The organism is Actinomadura pelletieri DSM 43383 (genome assembly GCF_003634705.1).
Lineage (GTDB): Bacteria > Actinomycetota > Actinomycetes > Streptosporangiales > Streptosporangiaceae > Spirillospora > Spirillospora pelletieri.
In genome coordinates this window covers 1,047,024-1,073,179 of sequence record NZ_RBWU01000002.1, presented here as the reverse complement: position 1 = coordinate 1,073,179, position 26,156 = coordinate 1,047,024, and the positions used below count along the sequence as shown (strand labels likewise).

Annotated in this window: 5 protein-coding genes; all 5 read right to left on the bottom strand. The window is 74.6% G+C overall.

Annotated elements, in window-relative coordinates; translation table 11 throughout:
* Window positions 1-16: 16 nt before the first annotated feature.
* Genes BZB76_RS11540 through BZB76_RS11520 form a run of 5 tightly spaced genes read right to left on the bottom strand, consistent with a single transcriptional unit; the run spans window position 17 to window position 26,156 of the window.
* Complete coding sequence (locus BZB76_RS11540) at window positions 17-841, bottom strand: siderophore-interacting protein (RefSeq protein ID WP_121434253.1); 825 nt, start codon at window positions 839-841, stop codon at window positions 17-19.
* Complete coding sequence (locus BZB76_RS11535) at window positions 784-2,553, bottom strand: ABC transporter ATP-binding protein (protein WP_121434252.1); 1,770 nt, start codon at window positions 2,551-2,553, stop codon at window positions 784-786. The genes BZB76_RS11540 and BZB76_RS11535 overlap by 58 nt, the downstream gene beginning before the upstream one ends.
* Entirely contained in the window at window positions 2,546-4,195 is a 1,650-nt protein-coding gene (locus BZB76_RS11530) for an ABC transporter ATP-binding protein (protein WP_147449410.1), read from the bottom strand. The genes BZB76_RS11535 and BZB76_RS11530 overlap by 8 nt, the downstream gene beginning before the upstream one ends.
* On the bottom strand, window positions 4,192-14,097 hold the full coding sequence (locus tag BZB76_RS11525; protein ID WP_121434250.1) for a non-ribosomal peptide synthetase: 9,906 nt from the start codon (window positions 14,095-14,097) through the stop codon (window positions 4,192-4,194). The genes BZB76_RS11530 and BZB76_RS11525 overlap by 4 nt, the downstream gene beginning before the upstream one ends.
* Window positions 14,094-26,156, bottom strand: coding sequence for a non-ribosomal peptide synthetase (locus BZB76_RS11520; RefSeq protein ID WP_121434249.1), 12,063 nt, complete (start codon window positions 26,154-26,156; stop codon window positions 14,094-14,096). The genes BZB76_RS11525 and BZB76_RS11520 overlap by 4 nt, the downstream gene beginning before the upstream one ends.

Genomic DNA, 26,156 nt, shown 5'->3' with positions numbered 1-26,156 from the left:
ACCTTCGCCTCGGGCATCAGTCCAGGCCGTCGTGATGGTTGTGGTCGGCCGCGCCGACCTTCCAGTAGCCGTCCACGTCGACCCGCTCCTTCGGCATGCCGACCTCGTTGCGCAGGTAGCGGCGGATGGGTTTGAGGGTGGTGGCCTCCGCGCCGAACCACGCGAACCCGTCCCCGGCGGGAGGCGAGAACGCCCGGACGGCCTTCTCCAGGGCGTCACTGCGGCCCGGGGGCACGCCGTCGCGGTGCACCCAGGTCACGGTCACGTCGGCGTCCGACCGGAGTTCCTGCTCCTCGGCGGCGTCGGCGACCTCGCAGTACGCGAACGCCCTGGCCCCGGCGGGCAGCGCCTCCAGCCAGCGGGCGAGGGCGGGCAGGCCGGTCTCGTCGCAGCCGAGCAGGTACCAGTCGAACACGTACGGGACGACCTCGGAGCCGCGCGGGCCGAGCACGCCGACGAGGTCACCGGGACGCGCGGCGGCGGCGAACGACGATCCGGGGCCGTCGCCGTGGATCACCATGTCGATGTCGAGTTCACGCTCGTCCGGCCGGTAGTGGCGGACGGTGTAGTCGCGCATGACGGCCTGCGGGGTGCCCTCGGGGGGATCGTCGAGGCCATAACCGACGCGTATGTACGGCGTTACGGGCATGGGGTCGTCGCCCTGCGCGAAATAGAGTTTGACGTGGTCGGCGGGCGCCTGCTCGCAGAAGCCGTCCAGGCACTCACCTCCGAGTGTGACACGGACCATTCTCGGTGTGAGGCGCCGAACGCGTTTCACCTCGGTCAGGCGTGGGGTGATGGGGTGCTCGACGATCCGGACCAGGCGGTCTGTAGTGGCCATGGCGGGGGTGTCCTTTCGGTTACGGTTCCGTCCGCGACGCGGATGGTGCGTGGGAACAACTCGACGGTCGCGGGGCGGTGCGCGATGACGATGAGGGTCCGGTCGCCGCACAGTTCGCCCAGCGCCCGTTCGGCCCATCCGGCGGTCACGGGGTCGATATCGGCGGTCGCCTCGTCCAGGACGAGTACGGCCGGGTCTATGAGCGCGGCCCTGGCCAGGCCGATGAGCTGGCGTTCTCCTGCCGACAGCCGTTCCCCGCGGACGCCGACACGGGTGTCGAGGCCGTCCGGGAGGCCGTCCGCCCAGGGCCGCAGGCCGAGCCGGTCGACGGCGTCGGCGATCTCGGCGCGTCCCGGGGAGCCTGGGACGAGCGCGAGGTTGTCGGCGACGGTCCCGGTGAGGATGTGGACCGTCTGCGGGACGAGCGCGACGACGCGACTCAGCGCGGGACCGGACAGTTCCCGCAGGTCGGTGCCGCAGTAGGTGACGCGTCCGGCGTCCGGCGGGTAGAGGCCGCACAGCAGTTTGCCGAGGGTGGTCTTGCCCGATCCGGTCACGCCGACGATCGCGACGCGGTCACCGGGCGGGAACGACAGGTCGATGCCGCGCAGGACGGGCGTCCCGTCCAGGTACCCGTAGGTCGCGCGCTCCACCCTCAGCTCCCCACGCGGCGGCAGACCACCGCTCTTCGACGAGCCGCTGGAAGGTGTGGTGATGGGCTGGGAGCCGGGCGATTCGAGGAGGTCGAGCAGCCGGGCCAGGCCGGTGCGGGCGATCTGGAGTTCGCCGATGAGCTGGGAGCCGTCGCCGAGCCCCTCGAAGAGGGTGCGGCTGGCGAGGACGAACACCACGACGGCGCCGATGCCGAGCCGGTCGCTCGCCGCCATCCACGAGCCGAGGCCGAGCAGCACGGCGAGGGCCACGCCCTCGATGAGGCTGACGAGTTCGAGGTTCACCTCGACGCGGGCGGTGCGGCGCGCCTTGGTGACGACATGGCCGTTCTCCCGGCGGACGCGGTCCAGCCAGGACGGCAGCGCCCCGCTCGTCTGGAGGAGTTCCCGCGCGATCAGCGTCTCGCCGTGGGTGGCGGCGACGGTCGCCTCCGCCGCGGCCTGCCCGCCGAACGCCGCCTCGGCGCCGCGTTGGAAGGTGCGCAGCGCCACCAGCGCGGGCGGCACGAACACCACGGCGACGACGAGGGTGAGCAGCCACGAGTAGACCAGCAGGGTGACGGTGGTGAGCAGCAGCGTCGCGGTGATGACGACGAGGTTCGGCAGGTCCCGCCGAACGAACTGGGCCAGCTCCGTCACCTCACCGGTGGTGCGGCGCAGCAGGTCGCCGGACCGGTGGGCCTCCAGGAACCGCAGCGGCGCGTGCGCGAGCCGGTGCACCGCCTGGTCGCGCAGGTCCCGGACGACGCGTTCACCGGCGCGCAGCAGCATCAGCTCGCTCCAGCGGGCCAGCGCGATCTGCGCGACGACCACGACGGTGAGGGCGACGACCGTGACGGTGAGCGCGCCCCGGTCGCGGGCGACGATGGCGTCGGCGGCGCGGCCGATCAGCGGCGGTGTCGCGGCGACGGTCCCGGCGCAGCCGAGCACGACCAGCAGCGTCCTGACGAGGGCGGCGCGGTGCGGGCGCAGGTAGGGCAGGACGCGGCGGAAGATGTGCCGTTCCGGGGCCTGCTCGGCGAGCATCACCACCTCAGCCATGGCGCTCTCCTCCTGGTCCGGACAGTTCGACGACGCGGTCGGCGGCGGACATCACGGCAGTCCGGTGGGTGACGAACACGACGGAGGTGCCGGGGTCGCGGCGGGCGAGGCGCTCCAGGATCCGCCGTTCGGTGTCGGTGTCGAGCGCGGAGGTGACGTCGTCGAGGAGCAGCACGCCGCCCGCCCGCTCACCGGAGCACAGGAACGCGCGGGCCAGCGCGAGCCGCTGCACCTGACCACCCGACAGGCTCGACCCGCCCTCGCCGAGTTCGGTGGCGTAGCCGTCCGGGAGGGCCATGACGTCGTCGTGGACGCAGGCGTCCCGGCATGCCTTCTCCAGGGCCGCCTGGTCGACGTCGCGGCCGACGCGGAGGTTGTCGGCGACCGTTCCCGACAGCAGCACGGGCCGCTGCGGGACGGTGACGAGCGCGGCGCGCAGACCGTCCAGTCCGAGGCGGCGCACGTCCGTGCCGTCCCAGACGACGGTGCCGGTGTCGGGGTCGTCGAGCCGGGCCAGCAGCCGCAGCAGCGTCGACTTGCCGGAGCCGGTCGGCCCGGTCACGGCCACGAACTCACCGGACCGGATCTTCAGGTCGACCGGGCCGAGCACGACGCGGCCACCGTGGCGGGCGGTGATCCCGGACGCCGTGAGGGTCCCGCGCCGGCCGGCCGGCACCGGGTCGGCGGGGTCGCACACCGACGGCCGCAGCGCGAAGATCTCGTCGAGGCGGCGCGCGGCGACGGCGGCGTTGCCCCGGTCGACGAGCCGGTCGACCAGCACCGTCACGGCGATCGTGAACGTGCCCATCCAGACGGTGAACGCGACGAGCCCGCCGACGGTGATCCGTCCGTCCAGCGCCGCGAAGCCGCCGAGGGCGACCCCGGCGGCGATCGCGAGCCGTGGGACGGCGGGACCGAGCGCCGCCCACGCCGACTGGATGCGGGCCACGTCCCCGGTGAGCCGTTCCACCTCGGCGCTGCGCGCGTCGTGGCGTTCCAGCAGGGCGGGCACGCCGCCGATGCCGCGGACGGCGGCACCGGACGACAGCAGGTCCTCCACGGCGTCGGCGCGGGCGGCGTGCGCGTCCGACAGCCGCTTCCCGGCCCGCTCGTAGGGGGCGGGGAAGACGAGGTTGACGGCGGCGAGCAGCGGCACCATCAGCACCGTGACCGCGAGCAGCACGAGGTCGAGGGCGGCGACACCGGGCAGCACGATCGCGAACGTGGTGGCGATGATCGCCCAGACCGGCAGCCCGTAGACCCACATGCGGATCTGGTCGATGTCGCGGGAGGCGCGCATCGCGAGGTCGCCGTGCCCGTATCCGGCGAGCGCCGTCCGGTCGAGCCCGGCCAGATGCGCGGTGAGCCGGTTCCGGAGGTCGGCGCCGGTCCGCGCCTCCGCCATCCGCGCCTGCCACTGCCAGGTCGCCAGCGCGACGAACTGGACGGCGGCGAGGACGGCGGCGGCGAGCGCCCACCGTGCCGTCGCCCCCGGGTTCCGGGCGACGACACCGTCGTCGAGTGCGCGCTGCACGCACCATGGGATGGCGAGCAGGGTCGCCTGCCGGACGACTCCGCCGGTGGTGGCGGACACCAGCGTCCGCCACCGGGCGCGAGCGCAGGAGCGCAGGAGGTCCGTCACGGGCGCCCCCCGAGGCGCTCGGCGATGACGGTTCCGATCGCCGCCAGCGGGACGGCGTCGAGCATGGCGTCGTGGGCGCAGTCGACGGAGTACAGGCGGACGCGGCCGGTGAGATGCGCCAGCCACAACTCCGGGCTGAGGGTGGCGTCGGCGGTCGCGGTGAAGCAGACGGCGTCACCGTCGAACACCCCGAAGTCGAGCGGCAGCGTCACCGACTCGTGGACGGTGTCGGCGACCCTGGCGAGCGTCGCGGCGTCGAACGAGGACATCGGCCCGTCGCCCGCCTCGATCACGGCGACCGCCTCGGTGAGCGATTCGGCATGCGTCCCGGCATGCCCGGCCAGGCGCAGCAGGAACCGGGCGGCCTCTCCTTCGGACACGTCCTCGGGGGCGGTCTCGTCGCGGGGATAGGCGTCCAGCAGCGCGAGCAGGGCGACGTCGCGTCCGGCGGACTGGAGCGCGGTCGCGGTCGCGTGTGCGAGCTGCCCGCCGTACGACCAGCCGAGCAGGCGGATCGGTCCGTCCGGCTGGACGGCCTGGATTCGGGCCGCGTAGTGCCGTCCGAGATCGCCGATCGACGCGGCGGGAACGCAGGCGCCGGACAGGCGCGGCGACTGGAGCCCGTACAGCGGCACGTCGGCGGGCAACTGTTCGGCGAGCCCGGCGTAGTTCCAGCTCAGCCCGGTCGTGGCGGGCAGGCAGAACACCGGTGTGCCGGTGCCGGGCCGCAGCGTCAGTACCGGGTCGAACGGGCCGGTGCCGGCACCGGCGTCCGGAGGCGCGTCGGCGACGACGGTGGCGAGCGCGGCGACGGTGGGCGCGGTGAGCACGGCGCCGACGGGCAGCCGGACGCCGAGGACCGTCCGCACCCTGCCGACGAGCCGCATCGCCAGCAGGGAGTGGCCGCCGAGGGCGAAGAAGTCGTCGTCGGCGCCGACGTCCGCGACGCCCAGCACCTCGGCGAAGATCGCGCAGAGGGACGTCTCCAGCGGGGTGCGCGGCGGCCGGGACGGCGCGACGGGCTCGGGGTCGGGGAGGGCGCGGCGGTCGAGCTTGCCGTTGACGGTCAGCGGCAGCCGGGGCAGCACGGCGTACGCGCCGGGCACCATGTGCTTCGGCAGCCGCACGGCGAGGGCGGCCCTGACCGCCGCCGTGTCCGGCTCGGCGCCCTCGCTCGGCACCAGGTAGGCGACGAGCCGCTTGAGCCCGTTGTGCTCCCCGGCGATGACGGCGGCCTGCGCGATGTCCGCGCGTTCGACGAGCGCGTTCTCGATCTCGCCGAGTTCGACCCGGTAGCCGTTGATCTTGACCTGGTCGTCGGTGCGGCCGAGGTAGTCGAGGAGCCCGTCCGAGCGCCACCGGACGAGGTCGCCGGTCCGGTACATCCGCTCCCCCGGCGCACCGAAGGGGTCGGCGACGAACCGTTCGGCGGTGAGGTCGGGGCGGTCGAGGTAGCCGCGCGCCATGCCGATCCCGGCGATGTACAGCTCGCCGGGGACTCCCACCGGGACCTGCCGCAACCGCTCGTCCAGGACGTGGGCGCGGGTGTTCCAGATCGGGCGGCCGACGGTGGAGGTGGCGCTGTCGGTGGTGCCGCCGCCGAGGGTGTTGATCGTGTACTCGGTCGGCCCGTACAGGTTGTAGCCGAGGACGCCGTCGGCCTCGCGCAGTTCCGTCCAGAGCGCCTCGGGGACGGCCTCGCCGCCGAGCAGGACGAGCGGCGGCCGGGGTGCGTCGAGGAGGCCGCGGTCCAGCAGCTCCCGCGCGTAGGAGGGGGTGACGTTGATGACGTCGACGCGGTGGTCGGCGCAGTAGGCGGTCAGCGCGTCTGCGTCGCGCCGCACCTCCTCGTCCAGGACGTGCACCTCATGCCCTTCCACCAGCCAGAGCAGCTCTTCCCACGACATGTCGAACGAGAACGACACGGTGTGCGCGATCCGCAACCGCCGTTCCCCCTCGGACGCGGCGACCGCCGCCACGACCGGGGCGAAGATCGCCTCGCGATGGTTGAACTGCATGTTCGTCAGACCCCGGTACGGGGTCACCACACCCTTGGGACGACCCGTCGAACCGGACGTGTAGATCACGTACGCCGGATGATCCAACCGCACGGGACCCGTCCGCTCAACCTCATCCAGGGACCCGTCCGGCGTTCCCGCCAGTTCCGCGACGATCGCCGGATCGTCGAGCACGACCACATGCGGGGCATCGGGCAGGGAGGGACGCACCGCGCGGGTCGTCACCAGGCACACGGGCCGGGCGTCGTCCACCATGAACGCCAGCCGTTCCGCCGGATAGTCCAGTTCGAGCGGCAGATACGCCGCCCCGGTCTGCAACACCGCGAACAACGCCGCGACCATGTCCGCCGACCGCGGCAGCCCCAGCGCCACCACCGCCTCAGGACCCGCCCCACGCGCGATCAACAACCGCGCCAACCGATTCACCCGAGACGACAACTCCCCATACGACACCCGCTCGGCACCGAACACCAACGCCGTCGCATCCGGAGTACGAAAAGCCTGCTCCTCCAACAGATCCGCGATCGTCACCTCCGGCACCGGACGCCCGGTGGCGTTCCACCGGTCGATGAGGCCCGTCTCGGCGGCGGTGAGCAGGTCTACCTCGCTCACCGGACGTCCGGGATCGGCGGTGACCTGGGTGAGAAGGGCTTCGAGCCGGGCGAGGAGCAGTTCCGCCGTCGACGCGTCGAAGAGGTCCTCGGCGTACTCCAGCTCGAACTCCATGCCGTCGCCGCCGGTGTACTCGATGACATTGAGGTCGAGGTCGAACTTGGCGGCGGCCGTGCCGAACGGTTCGGTCCTGGTCCGCAGGCCGAAGAGGCTGTCGCTGCCGCTCGCGAGGTTCTGGTAGCCGAGCATGACCTGGAACAGCGGGTGCCGGGCCCGCGACCGGGGCGGGTTGAGCACCTCCACGAGCCGTTCGAACGGCATGTCCCGGTTGTTGAAGGCGGCCAGGTCGAACGTCCTGACGCGGTCGACCAGCTCGGCGAACGTCGGGTCGCCGGACACGTCGACGCGCAGCACCAGCGTGTTGACGAAGAACCCGACGAGGTCCTGGAGGGCGTCGTCGTCGCGCCCGGCGGACGGGCTGCCGAGCGGGATGTCGTCGCCCGCGCCGAGCCGGTGCAGCAGCGCGCCGACGGCGGCCTGCATGACCATGAACGTGGTCGCGCCGGTGCGCGCGGCCACCTCCCGGATCCGGGCGGCGAGCGTGTCGGGCAGGACCCGTTCGACGGTGCCGCCCCGGTACCGGGCGACGGCGGGCCGTGGCCGGTCGGTCGGGAGCGCCAGCTCCTCGGGGATGCCGTCGAGCGCGTCCTTCCAGAACGCGGCCTGGCGGCCGAGGCGGCTCTCCGGGTCGGCGGGGTCGCCGAGCAGTTCGGCCTGCCAGAGCGTGTAGTCGGCGTACTGGACGGGCAGCGGCTCCCAGTCCGGGGCGCGGCCGTCACGGCGGGCCCGGTACGCGGCGGTCAGGTCGTCCATGAACGGACGGATCGACCATTCGTCCCCGGCGATGTGGTGGAACAGGAACACCACGACCTGGTGGCCGGGCCCGATCCTGAGGACCCGGGTCCGCAGCGGCGCCTCACGGTCGAGCGCGAACGGGTGGCGGACGGCCGCGTCGACCTCGGCGCCGACCCGGTCCTCGGTGATGTCGAGGATCTCCATGACGGGTTCGGCGTCGTCCAGGACGTGCTGGTACGGGACGCCGTCGTGCTCGGCGAAGACCGTGCGGAGGCTCTCGTGCCGGGCCATCACGTCGCCGAGCGCGGCGCGCAGCGCGGCCAGGTCGAGGTCGCCGTGGACGCGGAGCGCCAGCGGGATGTTGTAGGCGGCCGTCCTGTCCCCGAGTTGGTGCAGGAACCACAGGCGGCGCTGCGCGTACGACAGCGGAACACGGTCGGGCCGAACCCGCCGGACGAGTTCCGGGCCGTCGTCGCGGACGCTCGGCACGGCGCGGGCGGCGAGCCCGGCGGGGGTCCGTTCCTCGAACAGGTCGCGGATGGACAGTTGGACGCCGAGCGCGGCGCGCGCCTTCGTGATGAGCCGGGTGGCGAGCAGGGAGTGCCCGCCGAGGGCGAAGAAGTCGTCGTCGGCGCCGACGGACGGCACGCCGAGCACCTCGGCGGCCAGCCGGCACAGCGTCTCCTCCGCCGGCGTGGCGGGCGGGCGCCCGGCGGCGGCTCCGGCGTCGGGGACGGGCAGGGCGCGGCGGTCGAGCTTGCCGTTGGTGGTGAGCGGCAGCCGGTCCAACGCCATGATCGTCGCGGGGATCATGTGCTCGGGCAGGGCGGTGCGCAGCCGTTCGCGCAGCAGCGCGGGCAGCGTTCCGGCGGCCCGGGAGCGGCCGGGCTCGTTCGCGGGCACGGGCGGCGCGGCGGCGGGCCGGACCCCGCCGAGCGGGCCGCCGCCGGGCGGCAGGAACAGCACGTCCACGGTGTCGTCGGTGTCGCCCCAGGTGACGACGGTCCGCAGGCCGAGCCGGTCGCCGAGGTCGTGCAGGTCCTCGGGCTCGATGCCACCGGGCGCGGTGAGCGCGCGGAGCGCGGCGGCGGCGGTGACGTCGTCGGCGAGGACGCGGCGGGCGGCGCTCTCGCCGACCATCCGCGCGTTCGGCACGTTCTCGACGCGGATCGGGGCGGCGTCGGAGCCGAGCCGCCAGGCGAGACCGCCGAGGTCGTGGACGTCGTCGGCCGTCCAGTCGAGGACGGGAAGCGTGGACACGTCGGTGACGGGCCCGGTGTGCAGGACGACGTCGAACCGGTGCCGGGTCAGCTCGTTGTGGGCCCGGCCGCGCCGGACCCGCACGTCCACGCCGGTGACGCCCGGCAGGTCCAGCGTCGCGGGGAACGCCGGGTCGAGGAGCAGTTCCTTCTCCAGGAGCAGCGCGCGGTCCGCGGCGGCGCGCAGGGCGGGAGCGTCGGCGCCCGCACCCGCGCGGGCGAGCTGGATCGCGGTGTGGAAGCAGCGGGCGCCGCGCAGGTTCCGCAGGTCACCGACGAAGATCGCGCCGCCGGGGGCGAGCAGGTCGAGGGCGCCGCGCAGCACGTCGGCGAGGTAGGCGACGCTGGGGAAGTACTGCGCGACCGAGTTCAGGACGATCGTGTCGAAGTGCCCGCGCGGCAGGCCGGTGAGGTCGTGCGCCGGCGCGGCCCGCAGCGTGACCTTCCCGGCGAGGGACGGCTCGGCGGCGACCTGGCCCCGCAGCGTCTCGATCAGCGGGGCGGACAGGTCGGTGGCCCAGTAGTCGTCGGCGTCCGGCGCGAGCTTCGACATCAGCAGGCCGGTGCCGACGCCGAGTTCGAGGACGCGGCGCGGGTTCAGCGCGCGGATCGCCGCGACGGTCGTGTCGCGCCATTCGCGCATCTCCGCGACCGGGATGGGCGCGCCGTCGTAGCTGGACGTCCAGCCGACGAAGTCCGCGCCGAACGCGTCGGCGGGGCCCTGCCCGTACTGGGCGTCGTACACCTCGCGCCACTCGCCGACCTGGTCGAGGTCGCCGTCACCGTCGCCGCCGGTGGACGCGGGGACGACATAGCCGACGAGCCGCCTGGTCTCCCCGGTCTCCCGGACGACGACGGCCGCCTGCGCGACCTCGGGGTGGCGGGTCAGCGCGTCCTCGATCTCGCCGAGTTCGACCCGGTATCCGCGGATCTTGATCTGGTCGTCGGTGCGGCCGAGGTAGTCGAGAAGGCCGTCGGAGCGCCAGCGGACGAGGTCGCCGGTGCGGTACATCCGTTCGCCCGGCGTTCCGAAGGGGTTGGCGACGAACCGTTCGGCGGTGAGGTCAGGGCGGTCGAGGTAGCCGCGCGCGATGCCGATCCCGGCGATGTACAGCTCGCCGGGTGTGCCGACGGGGACGGGACGCAGCCACGAGTCGAGGACGAGCGCCTTGGTGTTCCAGATCGGGCGGCCGACGGTGGAGGTGGCGCTGTCGGTGGTGCCGCCGCCGAGGGTGTTGATCGTGTACTCGGTCGGCCCGTACAGGTTGTAGCCCAGGACGCCCTCGGTGTCGCGGAGGGTCGTCCAGAGCGCCTCGGGGACGGCCTCGCCGCCGAGCAGGACGAGCGGCGGCCGGTGGCGGGCGGCGTCGAGGAGCCCGAAGTCGATGAGTTCCTGCGCGTAGGACGGGGTGATGTTGATGACGTCGATGCGGTGGTCGGCGCAGTAGGCGGTCAGCGCGTCGGCGTCGCGGCGTACTTCCTCGTCGAGGACGTGCACCTCGTGGCCTTCGACCAGCCAGAGCAGCTCTTCCCACGACATGTCGAACGAGAACGACACCGTGTGGGCGATCCGCAGCCGCCTTCCGGCCTCGGCTTCGACCACCGGGGCGAAGATCGCTTCCCGATGGTTGAACTGCATGTTGGTCAGGCCCCGGTACGGGGTCACCACGCCCTTGGGACGACCCGTCGAACCGGACGTGTAGATCACGTACGCGGGCCGGTCCAGGTTCAGGTGGGCCGTCCGTTCGGCGTCGGTGACCGGACCGTCCGGCAACCCGGCAAGCTCAGCCGCCGTTTCCGGATCGTCCAGCACGACCACATGCGGTGCGTCCGGCAGCGCGGAACGCACCGCGCGGGTCGTCACCAGGCACACGGGCCGGGCGTCGTCCACCATGAACGCCAGCCGCTCCGCCGGATAGTCCAACTCCAACGGCAGATACGCCGCACCCGTCTGCAACACCGCGAACAACGCCGCGACCATGTCCGCCGACCGTGGCAGCCCGAGCGCCACGACAGCTTCCGGGCCCGCACCACGCGCGATCAGCAACCGCGCCAACCGGTTCACCCGGGACGACAGTTCGCCATACGACACCCGCTCGGCACCGAACACCAGCGCCGTCGCGGCCGGAGTCCGGGCCGCCTGCTCCTCCAGCAGGTCCGCGATCGTCACCTCCGGCACCGGCCGCTCGGTCGCATTCCAGCGGTCGAGGACGGTCGTCCGCTCGTCGGCGGTGAGGACGTCCAGCGCCGCGAGCCGCGTGTCGGGTGCGGTGACGAGCCTTTCGAGGAGCCCCATCACGCGCGCCGACATCGCCTCCACGTCGGCGCGTTCGTAGACGTCCCGCCGGTACTTCCACTCGAACGACAGCTCACGGCCGGTGTTGGTGGTGAACGACAGCGGGAAGTGGGTGGCGTCGAGCGTGTCGACCTCGTCGATGCCGAAGTGCTCGGTGAGCCGGTCGCGGGCGGTCATGTCGACCGGGGTGTTCCGGACGACCTGCAACGTGTCGAAGAGCTGCGGGATCCCGGCGGCGCGCTGGATCTCGGCCAGGCCGACATGGTGGTGCGGCAGCAGTACGGCCTGCTCGGCCTGCAGCCGGGTCAGGAAGCCGAGCAGCGTCTCGTCCGGGCGGGGCCGCACCCGGACGGGCACGGTGTTGAGGAACAGGCCGATGGTGTTCTCGATGCCGGGGATCTCGGCGGGGCGGCCGGACACCGTCGCGCCGAACACGACGTCGTCGCGGCCGGTGAGGGACGCGAGCAGCAGGCTCCACACGCCGCTGACGAGGGTGTTGAGGGTGAGGCCGTGGCGGCGGCCGAACTCGCCGAGCCGGGCGGCGAGGTCGTCGCCGACCGGGGTGAGGACCATGCCCGGCAGGGTGTCGCCGCGCAGCGTGTGCCCGGGGGCGACCAGGGTCGGTTCGGTGACGCCGTCCAGGGTCGCGGCCCAGGCGCGGGCGCTCTCGTCCGCGTCCTGGCCGTCGAGCCACTCCAGGTAGCGGCGGAACGGGACGGTCGGCGGGACGGTGTCCGGCTCGTGCGCGAGCCCGAGCAGTTCCTGCACGACGAGGCCGGACGACCAGCCGTCCCACAGCAGCGTGTGGTGCGTGACGACGATCCGCTGCCGGTCGTCGGCGAGGCGCACCGCCGTCATCCGGATCAGCGGCGGTTCGGCGAGGTCGAAGCGTTCGGCCCGGTCGGCGTCCATCAGCGCGTCGAGCGCCTCGGGGCCCTGGCCGCGCAGGTCGACCTCGCGGAACGGCATCGGCATGGCGGGCGCCACGACCTGCACGGGACGGCCGAGACCCTCCTGGACGAACCCGGCGCGAAGGTTGGCGTGCCGGGCCAGCAGGGCGTTCCCGGCGGCGCGCAGCGCGTCGGCGTCGAGCGGGCGCCGGACGTCCACGACGAGCTGGGTGATGTAGAGGTCGCGGCCCGAGGTGTCGTACGTGGACTCGAACAGCAGCCCGGCCTGGAGCGGCGACAACGGCATGACGTCCTCGGCGTCCGGGCGGATCAGCGCCCGTTCGTCGGCGGTCAGCTCGACCAGCGGCCGGTCGGCCGGGGTCTCCGAGTCCGTGGCGTCGTCCTGCGCCGGTTCCAGGGCGGTGACGGCCTCGGCGAGGGCGGCGACGGTGCGCAGCTCGAACACCTGCCGCGCGGTCAGGTTCAGCCCGGCCGCGCGGGCCCGCCCGACGAGCGTGATGGACACGATGCTGTCGCCGCCGAGGGCGAAGAAGTCGTCGTCGGCGCCGATGTCCGGCTCGCCGAGGACGTCCGCGAACAGCTCCGCCAGCAGCGCCTCACGGCCCTGCGCGGGCGTCCGGTACGGGGCGGGCCCGGCCTCCGGGACGATGACCGGCAAGGTGGTGTCGCCGAGCGCGGGCAGCGCGGGAACGGCACCGTCCGGGTCGGCGGCGAAGGCCCGCAGCAGGAGCGTGAGGCGTTCGGCGAGGAGCGCGGCGAGCGGCTCGTCGACGGCACCGGTGCGGTGCGCGAGGAGCAGGCCGAGGGTGCCGGGGCCCGGCTGGACGGTGAGCGTGAGCGGGAAGTGCGTGGCGTCGCGGGCGCCGAGCCCGGTGACCGTGAGCCCTCCGGCGGTGAGCGTGGACGCGTCGCCCTGGTAGTTCTCGAACGCCAGCAGCGTGTCGAACAGCGGACCGGTGCCGGGGACGTCGGCGGCGCGGCGGATGTCGGCGAGCCCGAAGTAGTGGTGGTCGAGCAGCCGGACCTGCTCGTCCTGGACGGCTCGGGTCAGGTCGCCGAACGTGTCGCCCGGCCCCGCCGGACGCACCCGGACGGGCACGGTGTTGACGAACAGCCCGACCATGTCCTCGACGCCGTCGAGGTCGGCGGGCCGTCCGGCGACGGTCGCGCCGAACACCACGTCGGACGTCCCGGCCAGCGCGCCGACGGTCAGCCCCCAGACGGTCTGGAGGACGGTGTTGACCGTCACCCCGGCACGCGCCGCGGCGGCGGTCAGCGCGGACGCCGTCTCGTCCGGGACGGCGACGGGCAGCTCCCGCAGGTCACCGCCCGTCCCCGCCGGGTCGACGAGGACCGGGCCGGGCAGCCCGCGCAGCGCCTCCCGCCACGCCTGCGCCGCCTTGGCGGGGTCCCGTTCGCCGAGCCACAGCAGGTAGTCACGGAACCGGGGGGCCGGGGGCAGCGGCGTCCCGTCGTAGCACGCGAACAGTTCGCGCAGCAGCACCGGCATCGACCAGCCGTCGATGAGCAGGTGGTGCGAGGTCACCACGAGCCGGTGGCGGCGCGGGTCGGCGGAGGCGAGCACGAAGCGGATCAGCGGCGGGCCGGTCACGTCGAACGGCACCGACCACTCGCGTTCCAGCACCGCGTCCAGGTCGGTCTCGGTGGTCGCGGTGAACGGCGTGTCGATGTCGGTGGGGACGAACTGGACGGGCTCGTCGAGGTCCTCGAACCAGAACCCGGCCCGCAGGTTCGGGTGGCGGCGCAGCAGCGCGGCGACGGCGTCCCCGAGTCGCGCCGCGTCGACCGTCCCGTCCAGGTCCAGGTGGGCCTGGACGGTGTAGACGTCGCGTTCGGCGTCGTCGTACAGGGCGTGGAACAGCAGACCGCGCTGGAGTGGGGAGAGCGGGTAGACGTCCTCCAGCATGGATCCGAACGATTCCTCGGTCACTTGCGTCGGCTCCTCAGCAGGGATTCCAGCCGGTCGATCTGCCGCTGCGGCAGCGACACCGACAGGTCGGACGGGGTGCGGCCGCCCGCGGCGGGGTCGGCGGCATGGCGGGTCAGGGCGTCCAGCGCGGTCCGCCAACCCTCACCGAGCCGCGCGACGGCGGCCCGGTCGAGGAGGTGGGCCGGCCAGGTCAGTTCCAGGCGCAGCCCGGCGCCGGCCGGTGCGGCGGCGTCGATCTCCAGGGGGTAGCGGGCGGGCAGGTCGGGGTGGGGCGCGGTGGACAGCGCACCGGACTCGTCGGCGTGCGGCCAGTGCTCGTCCGTCGCCGGGCCGTCGACGCGGCCCCGGTAGTTGAAGAGGATCTGCGGGCGGGCCGCGCCGTCGAGTTCGCGGGCGGTCCGCGCGTTGAGATGGCGCAGCAGACCGTGACCGAAGCCATGGTCGGGGGCGCCGCGCACCTGTTCCTTGACCGCCTTGAGCACGGCGCCGGGGGCGTCCGGGGCGACGCCGCCGAGGTCGAGCCTCACCGGGTGGACGGTCGTGAACCAGCCGACCGTCCGGGACGGGTCGGTGCCGTCGAGCAGGTGCCGTCCGTGCCCTTCGAGGTCGACGAGCAGCCACGGGTCTCCCTGCCGCCACTGGACGACGGCGGCGGCGAGCCCGGCGAGCAGAACGTCCTCGGCGCCGCAGTGGTAGAGGCGCGGCAGGTCGGTGAGCAGGGCGGTGGCCTGGGACTCCGGCACGGTGACGACCAGGGTCTCCTGGGTGGCCGCCGTGTCGCGGGACGGGTCGGGACGCCGCGCGGTCAGCGGCGCGTCCGGGGCGGCGAGGCCCTTCCAGTACGGGAGTTCCGCCACCCGGGCACCGTCGTGCGCCTCGGCCAGCAGCCGGTGCGCCCACGCCCGCAGGGACGTCCCCGTGGCGGGCAACGCGGCCGGTCTGCCGGACATCGCGGCCTCCCACGCCGTGCGCAGGTCGGGCAGGAGCGTCCGCCAGGACACGCCGTCGACGGCCAGGTGGTGGACGCAGAGCAGGAGCCGCCCGGCCGTCCCCGGCCCGGTGTCGAACCAGACGGCCTGGAGCACCTCGCCCGCCTCCGGGTCGAGCCGGTCGGCCGCCGCGAGCGACGCGGCGGCGACGAGACCGTCGAGGTCGGCCCCGGCGGCGTCCACGCGCCGGACGCTCACCGGAACGGTGCCGGGCGGGGTGACCGCGAGGGCCCAGACGCCGCTCGTGGTGTCGAGGCGGAGCCGCAGCGCGTCATGGTGGTCCACCAGGCTCCGCAGGGCACCGGTCAGGGAGCCGAGATCGGCGCGCATGGGCGTGCGCAGCAGCACCGACTGGTGGAACCGGCCGATCGGCCCGCCGAGGTCGGCGAGCCAGTGCATGATCGGCAGCGGCGGCAGCGGCCCCACCGGGTCGAGGGCCGTGCCGCTCCGGGGCCGCGCCTCCTGCTCGCGCCGGGCGACCGCGGCGAGCGCGCCGGGGGTGCGGTGCTCGAAGACGTCCTGGGGCGTCACCCGCAGGCCGGCCTTGCGGGCCCTGGCGACGACCTGGATGGACAGGATGCTGTCGCCGCCCAGCCCGAAGAAGTCCTGGTCGTCGGCGACCTCGTCCAGGCCGAGCACCTCGGCGAACACCCCGGCCAGCAGGGACGTCCGGTCGTCGGACACCGTCTCGACCGGCGTGCGGCGGGCGGGTGTCGGGCGGTCGGGCGCCGGGCGGTCGGGTGACCTGCGGGCCCGCGCCCGGCGGGCGGGGGCGGGCAGGGCCTTGCGGTCGAGCTTCCCGCTGGAGGTCAGGGGGAACTCGGGCAACGGCACGAAGTCGTCCGGTACCAGGTGGGCGGGCAGCACCGCGGCCAGCGAGGCGCGCAGCGCGTCGACGTCGAGCGCGGCCGGGGTGAGGTAGGCGACGAGCCTTCCGCTGCCGGGGCCGTCGCGGCGGACGACGACCGCGACATCGGCGACGCCGGGCAGCGCGCGCAGCGCCGCCTCGATCTCGCCGGGCTCGATGCGCAGCCCGCGGAGCTTGACCTGGTGGTCGGTGCGGCCGAGGTACTCCAGCAGGCCGTCGGCGTTCCACCGCACCAGGTCACCGGTCCGGTACATCCGCTCCCCCGGCGCGCCGGACGGGTCGGCGACGAACCGTTCGGCGGTGAGCCCGGCCCGGTTCAGGTAGCCGCGGGCGAGTTGCACGCCCGCCAGGTACAGCTCGCCGGGCACGCCCACGGGCACCGGCCGCAGCCGCGCGTCGAGCACGCGCACCCGGGTGTTCCACACGGGCGCGCCGATCGGGATGGTCTCGGCGCCCGGACGATACCGCCAGTGGGTGACGTCCACGGCCGCCTCGGTGGGCCCGTACAGGTTGTGCAGCGGCACCGGCAGGACGGCGTGCAGCGCGGCGGCCGTGTCGGCGGGAAGCGCTTCCCCGCTGGTGAAGACGCGGCGCAGGGTCTGGCAGCGCGGCACGTCCGGGTCGGTGAGGAACGCCTTGAGCATGGACGGCACGAAATGCAGCGTGGTCACGCCGCGTTCGCGGATCAGCCCGGTGAGATAGGCGGGGTCGCGGTGCCCGCCGGGGACGGCGAGGACGACCGAGGCGCCCTCGCACAGCGCCCAGAAGAACTCCCACACCGACACGTCGAACGTCGCGGGCGTCTTCTGGAGCACCCGGTCGTCGGCGCGCAGCCCGTACTCGGCCTGCATCCACGCCAGCCGGTTGACGATCGCCCGGTGCGACACGACCACGCCCTTCGGCCGTCCGGTCGACCCGGACGTGAAGATCACGTAGGCGGCGTCGTCGGGCCGCGCCCGCCCGGTCTCGGCCTGTCCGTCAGGAGAGGGCACGCCTTCCCGGACGAACAGGCCGGGAACGCCGCCGGGGACGAAGCCGTCCAGGCCCGCCGGGTCGTCGGTGAGGAGCGCGACGGCGTCCGCGTCGCCGACGATGTCGGCGCGGCGGGCGGGCGGATCGTCGGGGTCGACCGGCAGGTAGGCGGCACCGGCCTTCAGCACGGCCAGCAGCGCCACCATGAGCCGTGTCGAGCGCGGCAGGGCGACCGCGACGACCCGGTCGGGTCCGGCACCGCGCGAGCGCAGGTCGGCGGCGAGGGCGTCGGCGCGGGCGTGCAGTTCGGCGTAGGTGAGGGTCTCGTCCTCGAACAGCACGGCCGGTGCGTCCGGGGTGCGGGCGGCCTGCGCCTCCAGCCGGTCGGTGAGGGTGCCGTCCGGGACCTCGTGGCGGGTGGCGTTCCACGCGCCGGTGATCAGGTCGCGTTCGCCCGGGGTCAGCGCGTCGGCGGCGGCCAGCGGCGCGTCCGGTGCGGCGACGAGGCGTCCGGCCAGCGTCTCGAACCGTCCGGCGAGCGTCCGGGCGGTCGACTCGTCGAACCTCGACGTGGCGTAGATGAGGGTCAGGTCGGTGCCGTCGTCCCCTTCCCGGACGGCGAACGCCAGGTCGAACCGGGCGGTGGAGAACGTGTCGTCCAACAAGGCGGTGCGCAGCCCGAACATGTCGCCGTCGTCGCCGGTGTCGCGGTGGTGCAGCACCATCACCTGGAACAGCGGGTGCCGTCCGGTGACGCGCTCGTGCGCGGCGATCTCGACGAGCCGCTCGAACGGCAGGTCGCGGTGGTCGAGCAGGGCGAGCTGCTCGGCGCGGACCCGGGACACCAGGTCGGCGAACGAGGCGTCCTCGTCCAGGCCGACCCGCAGGACGAGCGTGTTGACGAACAGTCCCGCGACGTCGTCCAGGACGGTGTCGGAGCGCCCGGTGACGGGCACGCCGAGCGGGATGTCGGAGCCGCCGCCGAGCCGTCCCAGCAGGACCGCCGCGACCGCCTGCCAGACCATGAACGGCGTCGCCCCGGCGGCGCGCGCCAGCCGGGCCACGTCACGGTGCAGGCCGGCCGGCAGCGGCACGCGGATCGCGGCGCCGGCCTGGTCGGGCCGGGCGGGACGGGGCCGGTCGGCGGGCAGCGGGATCTCCTCGGGCAGCCCGTCCAGCCGGTCCCGCCAGAACGCGGCCTGCCGGTCGCCCTCGGGCCCCTCCAGCAGCGCGTTCTGCCACCGGGTGTAGTCGCGGTAGGTGACCGGCGGCGGGGCGAGGTCGGGTGCCCGACCGGCGGCGCGGGCGCGGTAGGCGGCGTCGAGGTCGCGCAGCAGCACGGCCTGCGACCACTCGTCGCCCGCGATGTGGTGCACCACCACCGACAGTAGCCAGGACGACGTCCCCTCACCGAGCCGGTACAGGACACCGCGCACCGGGGGCTCGGTCGTCAGCGCGAACCGGGTCCGTTCCGCCGCGTCGAGCAGCGCGGGCACGTCGCCCGGGGCGGCGTCGGCGATGCGGAGCGTCGGCCCGGACGGCAGCACCTCCTGGTAGGGGACGCCGTCCACGTCCGGATAGATCGTGCGCAGGATCTCGTGCCGCTCGATCAGGTCGTCCCATGCCGAGCCCAGGGCGGCGACGTCGAGTTCGCCGTCGATCCGGACGGCGAACGGGATCGTGTAGGCGGTGGCGGCCTCGTCGAGCCGGTGCAGGAACCAAAGCCGCGCCTGGGCCGCCGACAGCGGCATACGCTCCGGGTACGGTCGCGGCGCCGGAACCAGGGCGGGCCGGTCCTTCGACGGGTGCGTCGCCCGGCGGATCAGACCGGCCGGGGTGGGCGCCTCGAACAGGTCGCGGATGGCCACGTCCGTGCCGAGCAGCGCGCGGATCCGGCCGACGAGACGGGTCGCGAGCAGCGAGTGCCCGCCGAGCGCGAAGAAGTCGCCGTCCGGGCCGGCCGGAACGCCGAGCACGTCGGTGAAGGCGGCGGCGACCAGTTCCTCCCGGGCGTCGCGCGCCGTCCGCCCGTCGTCGGCGGTGACGGCGGACGGCTCGGGCAGCGCGGCCCGGTCGAGCTTGCCGTTCACGTTCAGCGGCAGTTCCGGCAGCACCACCACGGCGGCCGGGACGAGATGCCCCGGCAGGACCCCGGTCAACGCGTCCCGCAGCGCGGCCCCGTCGAGATCACCGGGGGCCGCGTAGCCGACGAGTCGCCCGTCGCGGACCACGACGGCGGCGCGGGCGACGCCCGGCAGCGCGGCGAGCGCGGCCTCGGTCTCGCCCGGCTCCACCCGGAACCCGCGGATCTTGACCTGGTCGTCGGTGCGGCCGAGGAACTCCAGCGTGCCGTCGGGCAGCCGCCGGACCAGGTCACCCGTCCGGTACATGCGCTCGCCGGGCGCGCCGGACGGGGCGGCGACGAACCGTTGCGCGGTCAGGTCGGGCCGGTTCAGGTAGCCGCGGGCGATGCCGTCACCCGCCAGGTACAGCTCGCCCGCCGCCCCCTCCGGGACGGGCCGGAGCAGGCCGTCCAGCACGTGGATCCGGGTCCGGGCGATGGGACGGCCCACGACCGGCACCGGCGACTCGGCGAGGTCGGCGCCGAGCGCGTCGACGGTGTACTCGGTCGGGCCGTAGAAGTTGTGGCCGAGGACGCCGTCCGCGTCGCGCAGCCGCGTCCACACCGCCTCGCTCACGGCCTCGCCGCCGAGGAGCAGCAGCCGCGGCGGCGCCTTCTCCAGCAGCCCCCACGCGAAAAGTTCCGCCGCGAACGACGGGGTGACGTCCAGGGTGTCGATGGCGTGTTCCGCGCACGCCGCCACCACGGCCTGCGGGTCGCGGCGGGTCACGTCGTCGAACAGGTGCAGCTCATGCCCGCAGATCAGCCAGAGGAGCTGTTCCCACGAGGAGTCGAACGCGAACGACGCCGTGTGCGCGGCGCGCAGCCGCCGCCCGCCGGCCGCGCGGGCCGCGCGGGCGAACACCGTGGCGCGGTGGTGGGCCAGCATGACGCCGAGGCCCCCGTGCTGGACGAGCACGCCCTTGGGACGGCCCGTGGACCCCGACGTGTAGATGACGTAGGCGAGCCGGTCGGGGCCGGGAGCCGTGCGCGGGTGCGGCGCGGCCGCGGCGATCTCCGCAGGGTCGAGGTCGTCGGCCGTCAGCACGTGGACGGGCGCGGCGTCCTCGATCGTCAGCCTGATCCGTTCGGCCGGATGGTCCGGGTCGAGCGGCAGGTAGGCGGCGCCCGTCTTCAGGACGGCGAACAGCGCGACGACCAGGTCGGCGGTGCGCGGCAGCGCCAGCGCGACGATGCGTTCCGGTCCCGCGCCCCGCCGGGCCAGCACGGTCGCGAGGCGGGCGGCGCGGTCGTCCAGTTCGGCGAACGTCAGCCGCTCGGCCCCGGCGACGACCGCGATCTCGCCGGGGGTGGCGTCGACCTGCCGGTGGAAGGCGGTCAGCACGTCCGGGACGTCCCCGGGGAGGTCGGTCGCGTTCACCGCCTCGAAGGCCGCCTGCTCCCGCGCGGTGAGCAGGTCGGCGCGGGCGGCGGTGAGGCCGTCGTCGGCGAGGAGTTGCGCGGCGACGGAGCCGATGCGTTCGGCGATCGCCTCGACCGTCGCGGCGGGCAGCAGGTCGGGCCGGTATTCCAGGACGATCCTCGGGTCGTCACCCGGCAACACCATCAGCGCGAGGGGGTAGTGGGTGTAGCCACGGTTGCCGACCCCCGTCACGCGCGGCCCGCCTTCCCCGGACGCGTCGTCCTTCGACGGGTAGTTCTCGAACACCAGGAGCGTGTCGAACAGGGCACCGCCGGGCCCGGCCGCCGCCTGGATCTCCGCGAGCCCCAGATAGGCGTGGTCGAGGAGCGCGGCCTGCTCCGACTGGTGGCGGGCGAGCGCCTCCGGGAGCGGCAGCCCCGGGTCGAGCCGGACCCGCACGGGAACCGTGTTGCTGAACAGCCCGACCATTCCCTCGACGCCGTCGAGTTCGGGCGGACGCCCGGAGACGGTCGCGCCGAACACCACGTCGGTCCGTCCGGTGAGGGAGCCGAGGACCAGGGCCCACACCCCTTGCAGGACGGTGTTCAGGGTGAGCCCGTGGCGGCGCGCGTACGCGGTCAGCTCGGCGCCCGGCAGCGGGCAGGTCAGCTCGGCGGCCTCCCCCGGCGCGGTCCGGGCGGCGTCCGGGGCGAGCAGCGTCGGCCCGTCCAGGTCGGCGAGGGCGTCCCGCCAGGCGGCCGTCATCGTCGCCGTGTCCCGGCCCGCGAGCCACCGCAGGTAGGAGCGGTACGGGACGGCGGCGGGCAGCGGCTCGCCACGGTAGGCGGCCATCAACTCGCGCAGGAACGTCGGCGTGGACCAGCCGTCCATGATCAGGTGGTGGCTCGTCACGAGCAGGCGATGCGAGTGCGGGCCCGTCCGGACGAGGAGGCAGCGCAGCAGCGGCGGCCGGGCCGGATCGAACCGGAACGCCAGCTCCTCGTCCGCGACCGCCGTGAGCCGGTCCGCGAGGTCGGCCCCGGTGAGTTCGGACAGGTCGATCTCCCGCCAGTCCGGCTCGGCGTGCGCCGGGACGAGCTGGAGCGGCCGGTCGAGCCCCTCGTGGACGAACCCGGCCCGGAGCCCGTCATGCCTGGCCAGCAGGGTCGACACGGCCGAGCGCAGGGCGGCGGCGTCCAGGTCGCCCGCCAGGTCGAGATGGACGAGCGAGGTGTAGACGTCGGCCTCGTCCGGCGCGTACGCGGCGTGGAACAGCAGCCCTTCCTGGAGCGGGGACAGCGGCAGCACGTCCGTCGTGTCGGGGTACCGGGCGAGCAGCGCGTCGAGCCCGGCGCGGTCGAGGGCGGCGAGCGGAACGTCCGAGGGGGTCAGCCCGCCGGTGGCCCCGGCGAGGTCGCTCAGCGCGGTGTGCCAGGCGTCGGCGAGTGCGGTGACGTCCGCCTCGTCCAGGACGCCCGGCGCCCAGGTCCAGTGCGCGTCGAGCACCGGCCCGGACGCGGTCTCGTGGACGAAGACGTTGATCTCCAGGGCGTGCGCGAGGGGCATCGCCGGTTCGGTCCGGACGGTGAAGGCGTCCTCCTCCGCCCCGGCGAACCGGCCGAGGTAGTTGAACAGGATCTGCGGCGCGGGCAGGGCCGCGAGTTCGGGTCCGGCGACCGGGTCGAGGCGGCGGGCGACGCCGAAGCCGAGCCCGCCGCCGGGCAGTTCCCGCAGCCGCTCCTTGACCCGCTTGAGCGCCTCACCGGGGTCCGCCCCGGCGAGTTCGAGCCGGACGGGGTATTCGCTGGTGAGCCAGCCGACCGTGCGGCCGAGGTCGGCGGGCCGTCCGCCGCCGAAGGTCTCCTCGCGCCCGTGCCCCTCCACCTGGATCGTCATGTCGTCGTGGCCGGTGCGCGCCGCGACGGCCAGGCCGAGCCCGGCGAGCAGCACGTCGTTCACCCCGGCGCGGAACCGGGCCGGGACCGGGCCGAGCAGCTCGGTGGTGAGCGCGGCGGGCACGGAACGGCGCAAGGTGCGCGCGGCGCCGACCGTGTCGACGGCCCGGTCGAGGGGCCGTCCGCCGAGCGGCCGGTCCGCGCCGCCGAGCATCCGCGTCCAGAACGGGACGGCGTCGGGGTCGCGGTGCGCCGCCAGCCGCGCCGCCCAGCGGCGCAGGGACGTGCCGGACGGCGCGAGCGCCGCCCCCGCCAACGCGTCGGCGAGGTCGGCCAGCAGGATCCGCCAGGACACCCCGTCGACCGCGAGATGGTGGACGGTCAGACCGAGCCGCCCGCCGCACCACACGGCCTGGAGGACCACGCCGCTCGCCGGGTCGAGCCGGTCGGCGGAGGCGTCCAGCTCGGCGTCCAAGTCATGGGCCCCGGGGGCCCGCCACAGCATCGAGGCGGCCTTGACCGAGCCCACCGGCATGATCTCGGCCGTCCAGTCGGCGCCGACCCGCAGGCGGAGCGCGTCATGGTGGTCGACGAGCGTCTGCAACGCCGCGACGAGGCGGTCCGGCCCGACCGTCGGCGGGACGGGCACGACCACGGACTGGCTGTAGCGGCCGATGGGGCCGCCGAGGTCGCGGAGCCACGCGGCCATCGGCAGCAGCGGCAGCGGCCCGAACCGGTCCTCGGCTCCGGCGGCGTCGTCTTCGCCGTGGTCGTCCGCCGTGGTGGCGTGGAACGCGACGGCGGCGGCGGTCTTGTGGTCGAACACGTCCCGGGCGGCGATCAGCAGGCCGCGGCGCCGGGCACGGGTCGCGGCCTGGATGGCGGAGATGCTGTCGCCGCCGAGCGCGAAGAAGTCGTCGTCGGCGCCGACCGACGCGAGGCCGAGGACGTCCGCGAAGACGTCGCACAACGCCTCCTCGCGCCCGGTGCGCGGGGCGCGTCCGGTGGCGGTGAACTCCGGGTCGGGCAGCGCCGCCACATCGATCTTGCCCGCGGGTGTCAGCGGCAGCGCGTCCAGCACGACGACGGCGGCGGGGACGAACGCGGCGGGCAGCAGCGCGGCGGCCCGGTCCCGCAGCGCGGCGGGATCGAGGGGTCGCTCGCCGTCGCCGACCACGTAGGCGACGAGGCGTCCGTCGCGGGCCACGGCGAGCGCTCGGGCGACGCCGGGCTCGGCGGTGAGCGCGGCCTCCACCTCGCCGGGCTCGACCCGATGGCCCCGGATCTTCACCTGCCGGTCGGCGCGTCCGGCGAACTCCAGCGTTCCGTCGGCGGCGCGGCGTACCAGGTCGCCCGTCCGGTACATGCGCTCTCCGGGTGCGCCGGACGGGTCGGCGACGAACCGCTCCGCCGTCAGCGCGAAGCGGCCCCGGTACCCGCGCGCGAGCCCCGGGCCGGACAGGTACAGCTCCCCGACGCCGCCCGGCGGGACGGGCCGCAGCGCCGCGTCGAGCACTTGGGCGCGGGTGCCGGCGATCGGCGTTCCGATGGACGGACGCTCATGCTCGGCGACGCGGGCGCCGAGCGCGTCCACGGTGTACTCGGTGGGGCCGTAGAAGTTGTGGGCGAGCACGTCCGGGGTGTCGCGGAGTCGCGCCCACAGCTCGGGGGTGGCGGCGTCCCCGCCGAACACCAGCAGCCGGGGTCGCCGGGCCGGGTCGTCGAGCAGGCCCGCGTCCAGGAGTTCCAGCGCCAGCGCCGGTGGGACGTCCAGGACGTCGTTGCCGCGGGTGGCCAGGGTCAGAGGTTCGCGGAGTTCGGCGTCCCCGACCAGGTGCAGTTCGTGGCCCGCGAACAGGTAGAGGAGGGAGTCCCACGAAGAATCGAACGCGAACTGGAAGGTGTGCGCGACTCTCAGCCGCGCGCCGTCCGGGAGGGTGGCGGCGGCGTCGGCCATGACCGTGCCGAGGTGGTCGTGGAAGAGGTTGACCAGGCCGCGATGGGTGACCTCGACGCCCTTGGGCCGTCCGGTCGACCCGGACGTGTACAGCACGTACGCGAGCTGGTCGGGCTCGGGCGCGTCCGGCAGCGGGTCCGGCCCGTGCGCGGCGGCGTCGTCGGGCCGGACGACCGTGACGCCCGGGGGTGTCGGGACGGAACCGTCCGAGATGACGCAGAGCGGGTCGGTCTCGTCCACCAGTTGGGCGGTGTGCGCGGCGGGCCGCTCGGGGTCGAGGGCGAGGTACGCGGCGCCCGACTTCAGCACCGCGAGCAGCGCGACGACGAGATCGGCGTCGCGGGGCAGCGCGAGCGCGACGACGCGTTCCGGCCCGGCGCCCCGCGCGCGCAGGAGCCGCGCCAGCCGGTTCGCGCGGGCTTCGAGTTCGCGGAAGGTCAGACTCCCGGACGCCGCGACGAGCGCGACCGCGTCCGGTGTGCGGGCCGCCTGCCGTTCGAACACCCGGGTCAGCGGCTCGCCCGGCGCGGTGTCGTGGCCCGTGTCGTGGCCCGCGCCGGCCGGCGGCCCGGTCAGCGGCGCCCGCTCGTGCGGCAGGGCCAGGTCGAGACGGCCGAGCGGGGCGTCGTGCCCGGCCACGAAGGCGTGCAGGAACCCCAGGAAGCGGTCGCGGTGCCCGCGCAGCGCCTCCGGCGTGTGCGCGTCGGGGTTGGCGTCGAACTCGAACGTCAGCGCCCCGGCCCGCTGGTAGACGCTGACCTCCAGGTCGTCCACGGGACCGGCGGCGAGGTTGAAGGCGTGGCCGGTCGCGGCGTCGAACCGCAGTTCGTAGGTGAAGGGCTTGAGGTTGAGGGTCGGGCCGGTGAGCCTCCGGTCGGAGCCCACAAGCCCGAGGTCGCGTTGCAGGTCTTCACTGCGGTACCGCTGGTGGGTCCGCGCCCGCGCGATCTGCGCGGCGGTCTCCCCGGCGAGTCCGGCGGGAGTCCCGCCGGGCCGGACGGGGACCACGAGCGGCAGGACGTTGACCACCATCGCGGGCACGCGGGCGGCCGTGGTGCCGACCCGTCCCATGAACGGCAGGCCGATGACGACGTCGTCGGCGCCGGTGATCCGGTGGTTGTAGGCGGCGAACGCGGCGGTCACCAGTTCCGCCCAGGTGGCGCCGCAGGCCTTGGCGGCGGCCTGGACGGCGGCGTTCGTCTCCTCGGGCGCCGCGATCCGTTCCCGCAGGAACGTGTGCGCGGCGGGACGCGGCACGGCGGCCAGCGGCACCGGATCGGGCGCCGCGCCCCGGTAGGCCGTCCAGAACTCCCGGTCGGCGGCCTGCTCCGCCGATCCCGTGTACGCGGCCTCCTCGGCCAGCAGCACGCGCAGCGGCTGGAACGGGCACGGCGGCGGCTGCGCGTCCCGGACCGCGGCCGTGTACAGCTCCGCCGCCCGCCGGGTGATCAACGTCACCGAGTACCCGTCGATCAGCAGGTGGTGGTAGCGCTGGTACCAGAGGTGCTCGTCCGGGCCCAGCACGAAGAGCACCTGCGCGCCGAGGTCGTCCCCGCACGGGTCGACCGGCCGGGCGAGGTCGGCCCGCATCCGCAGGTGCGCGGCGGCGGACGGGTCCGCCTCACCGCGCAGATCGACGAGCTCGACCCGCCAGGCCGGGGCCGCGCCCACGGTCTGGTACGGGCCGTGCGGGCCGTCGGTGAAGCGGACGCCGAGCGCGTCCGCCTCACCGAGCGCCCGGACGACCGCCGCGCGGAACGCGGCGGTGTCCAGCGGGCCTCGCACCTCGACGTACTGGCTGACGTTGAAGCCGGGATGGGCGGGGTCGATGCGCTGCGCGTACCAGACCCCTTTCTGGGCTCCGGTCAGCCCGAGGTGAGAAGCGTCGGACAT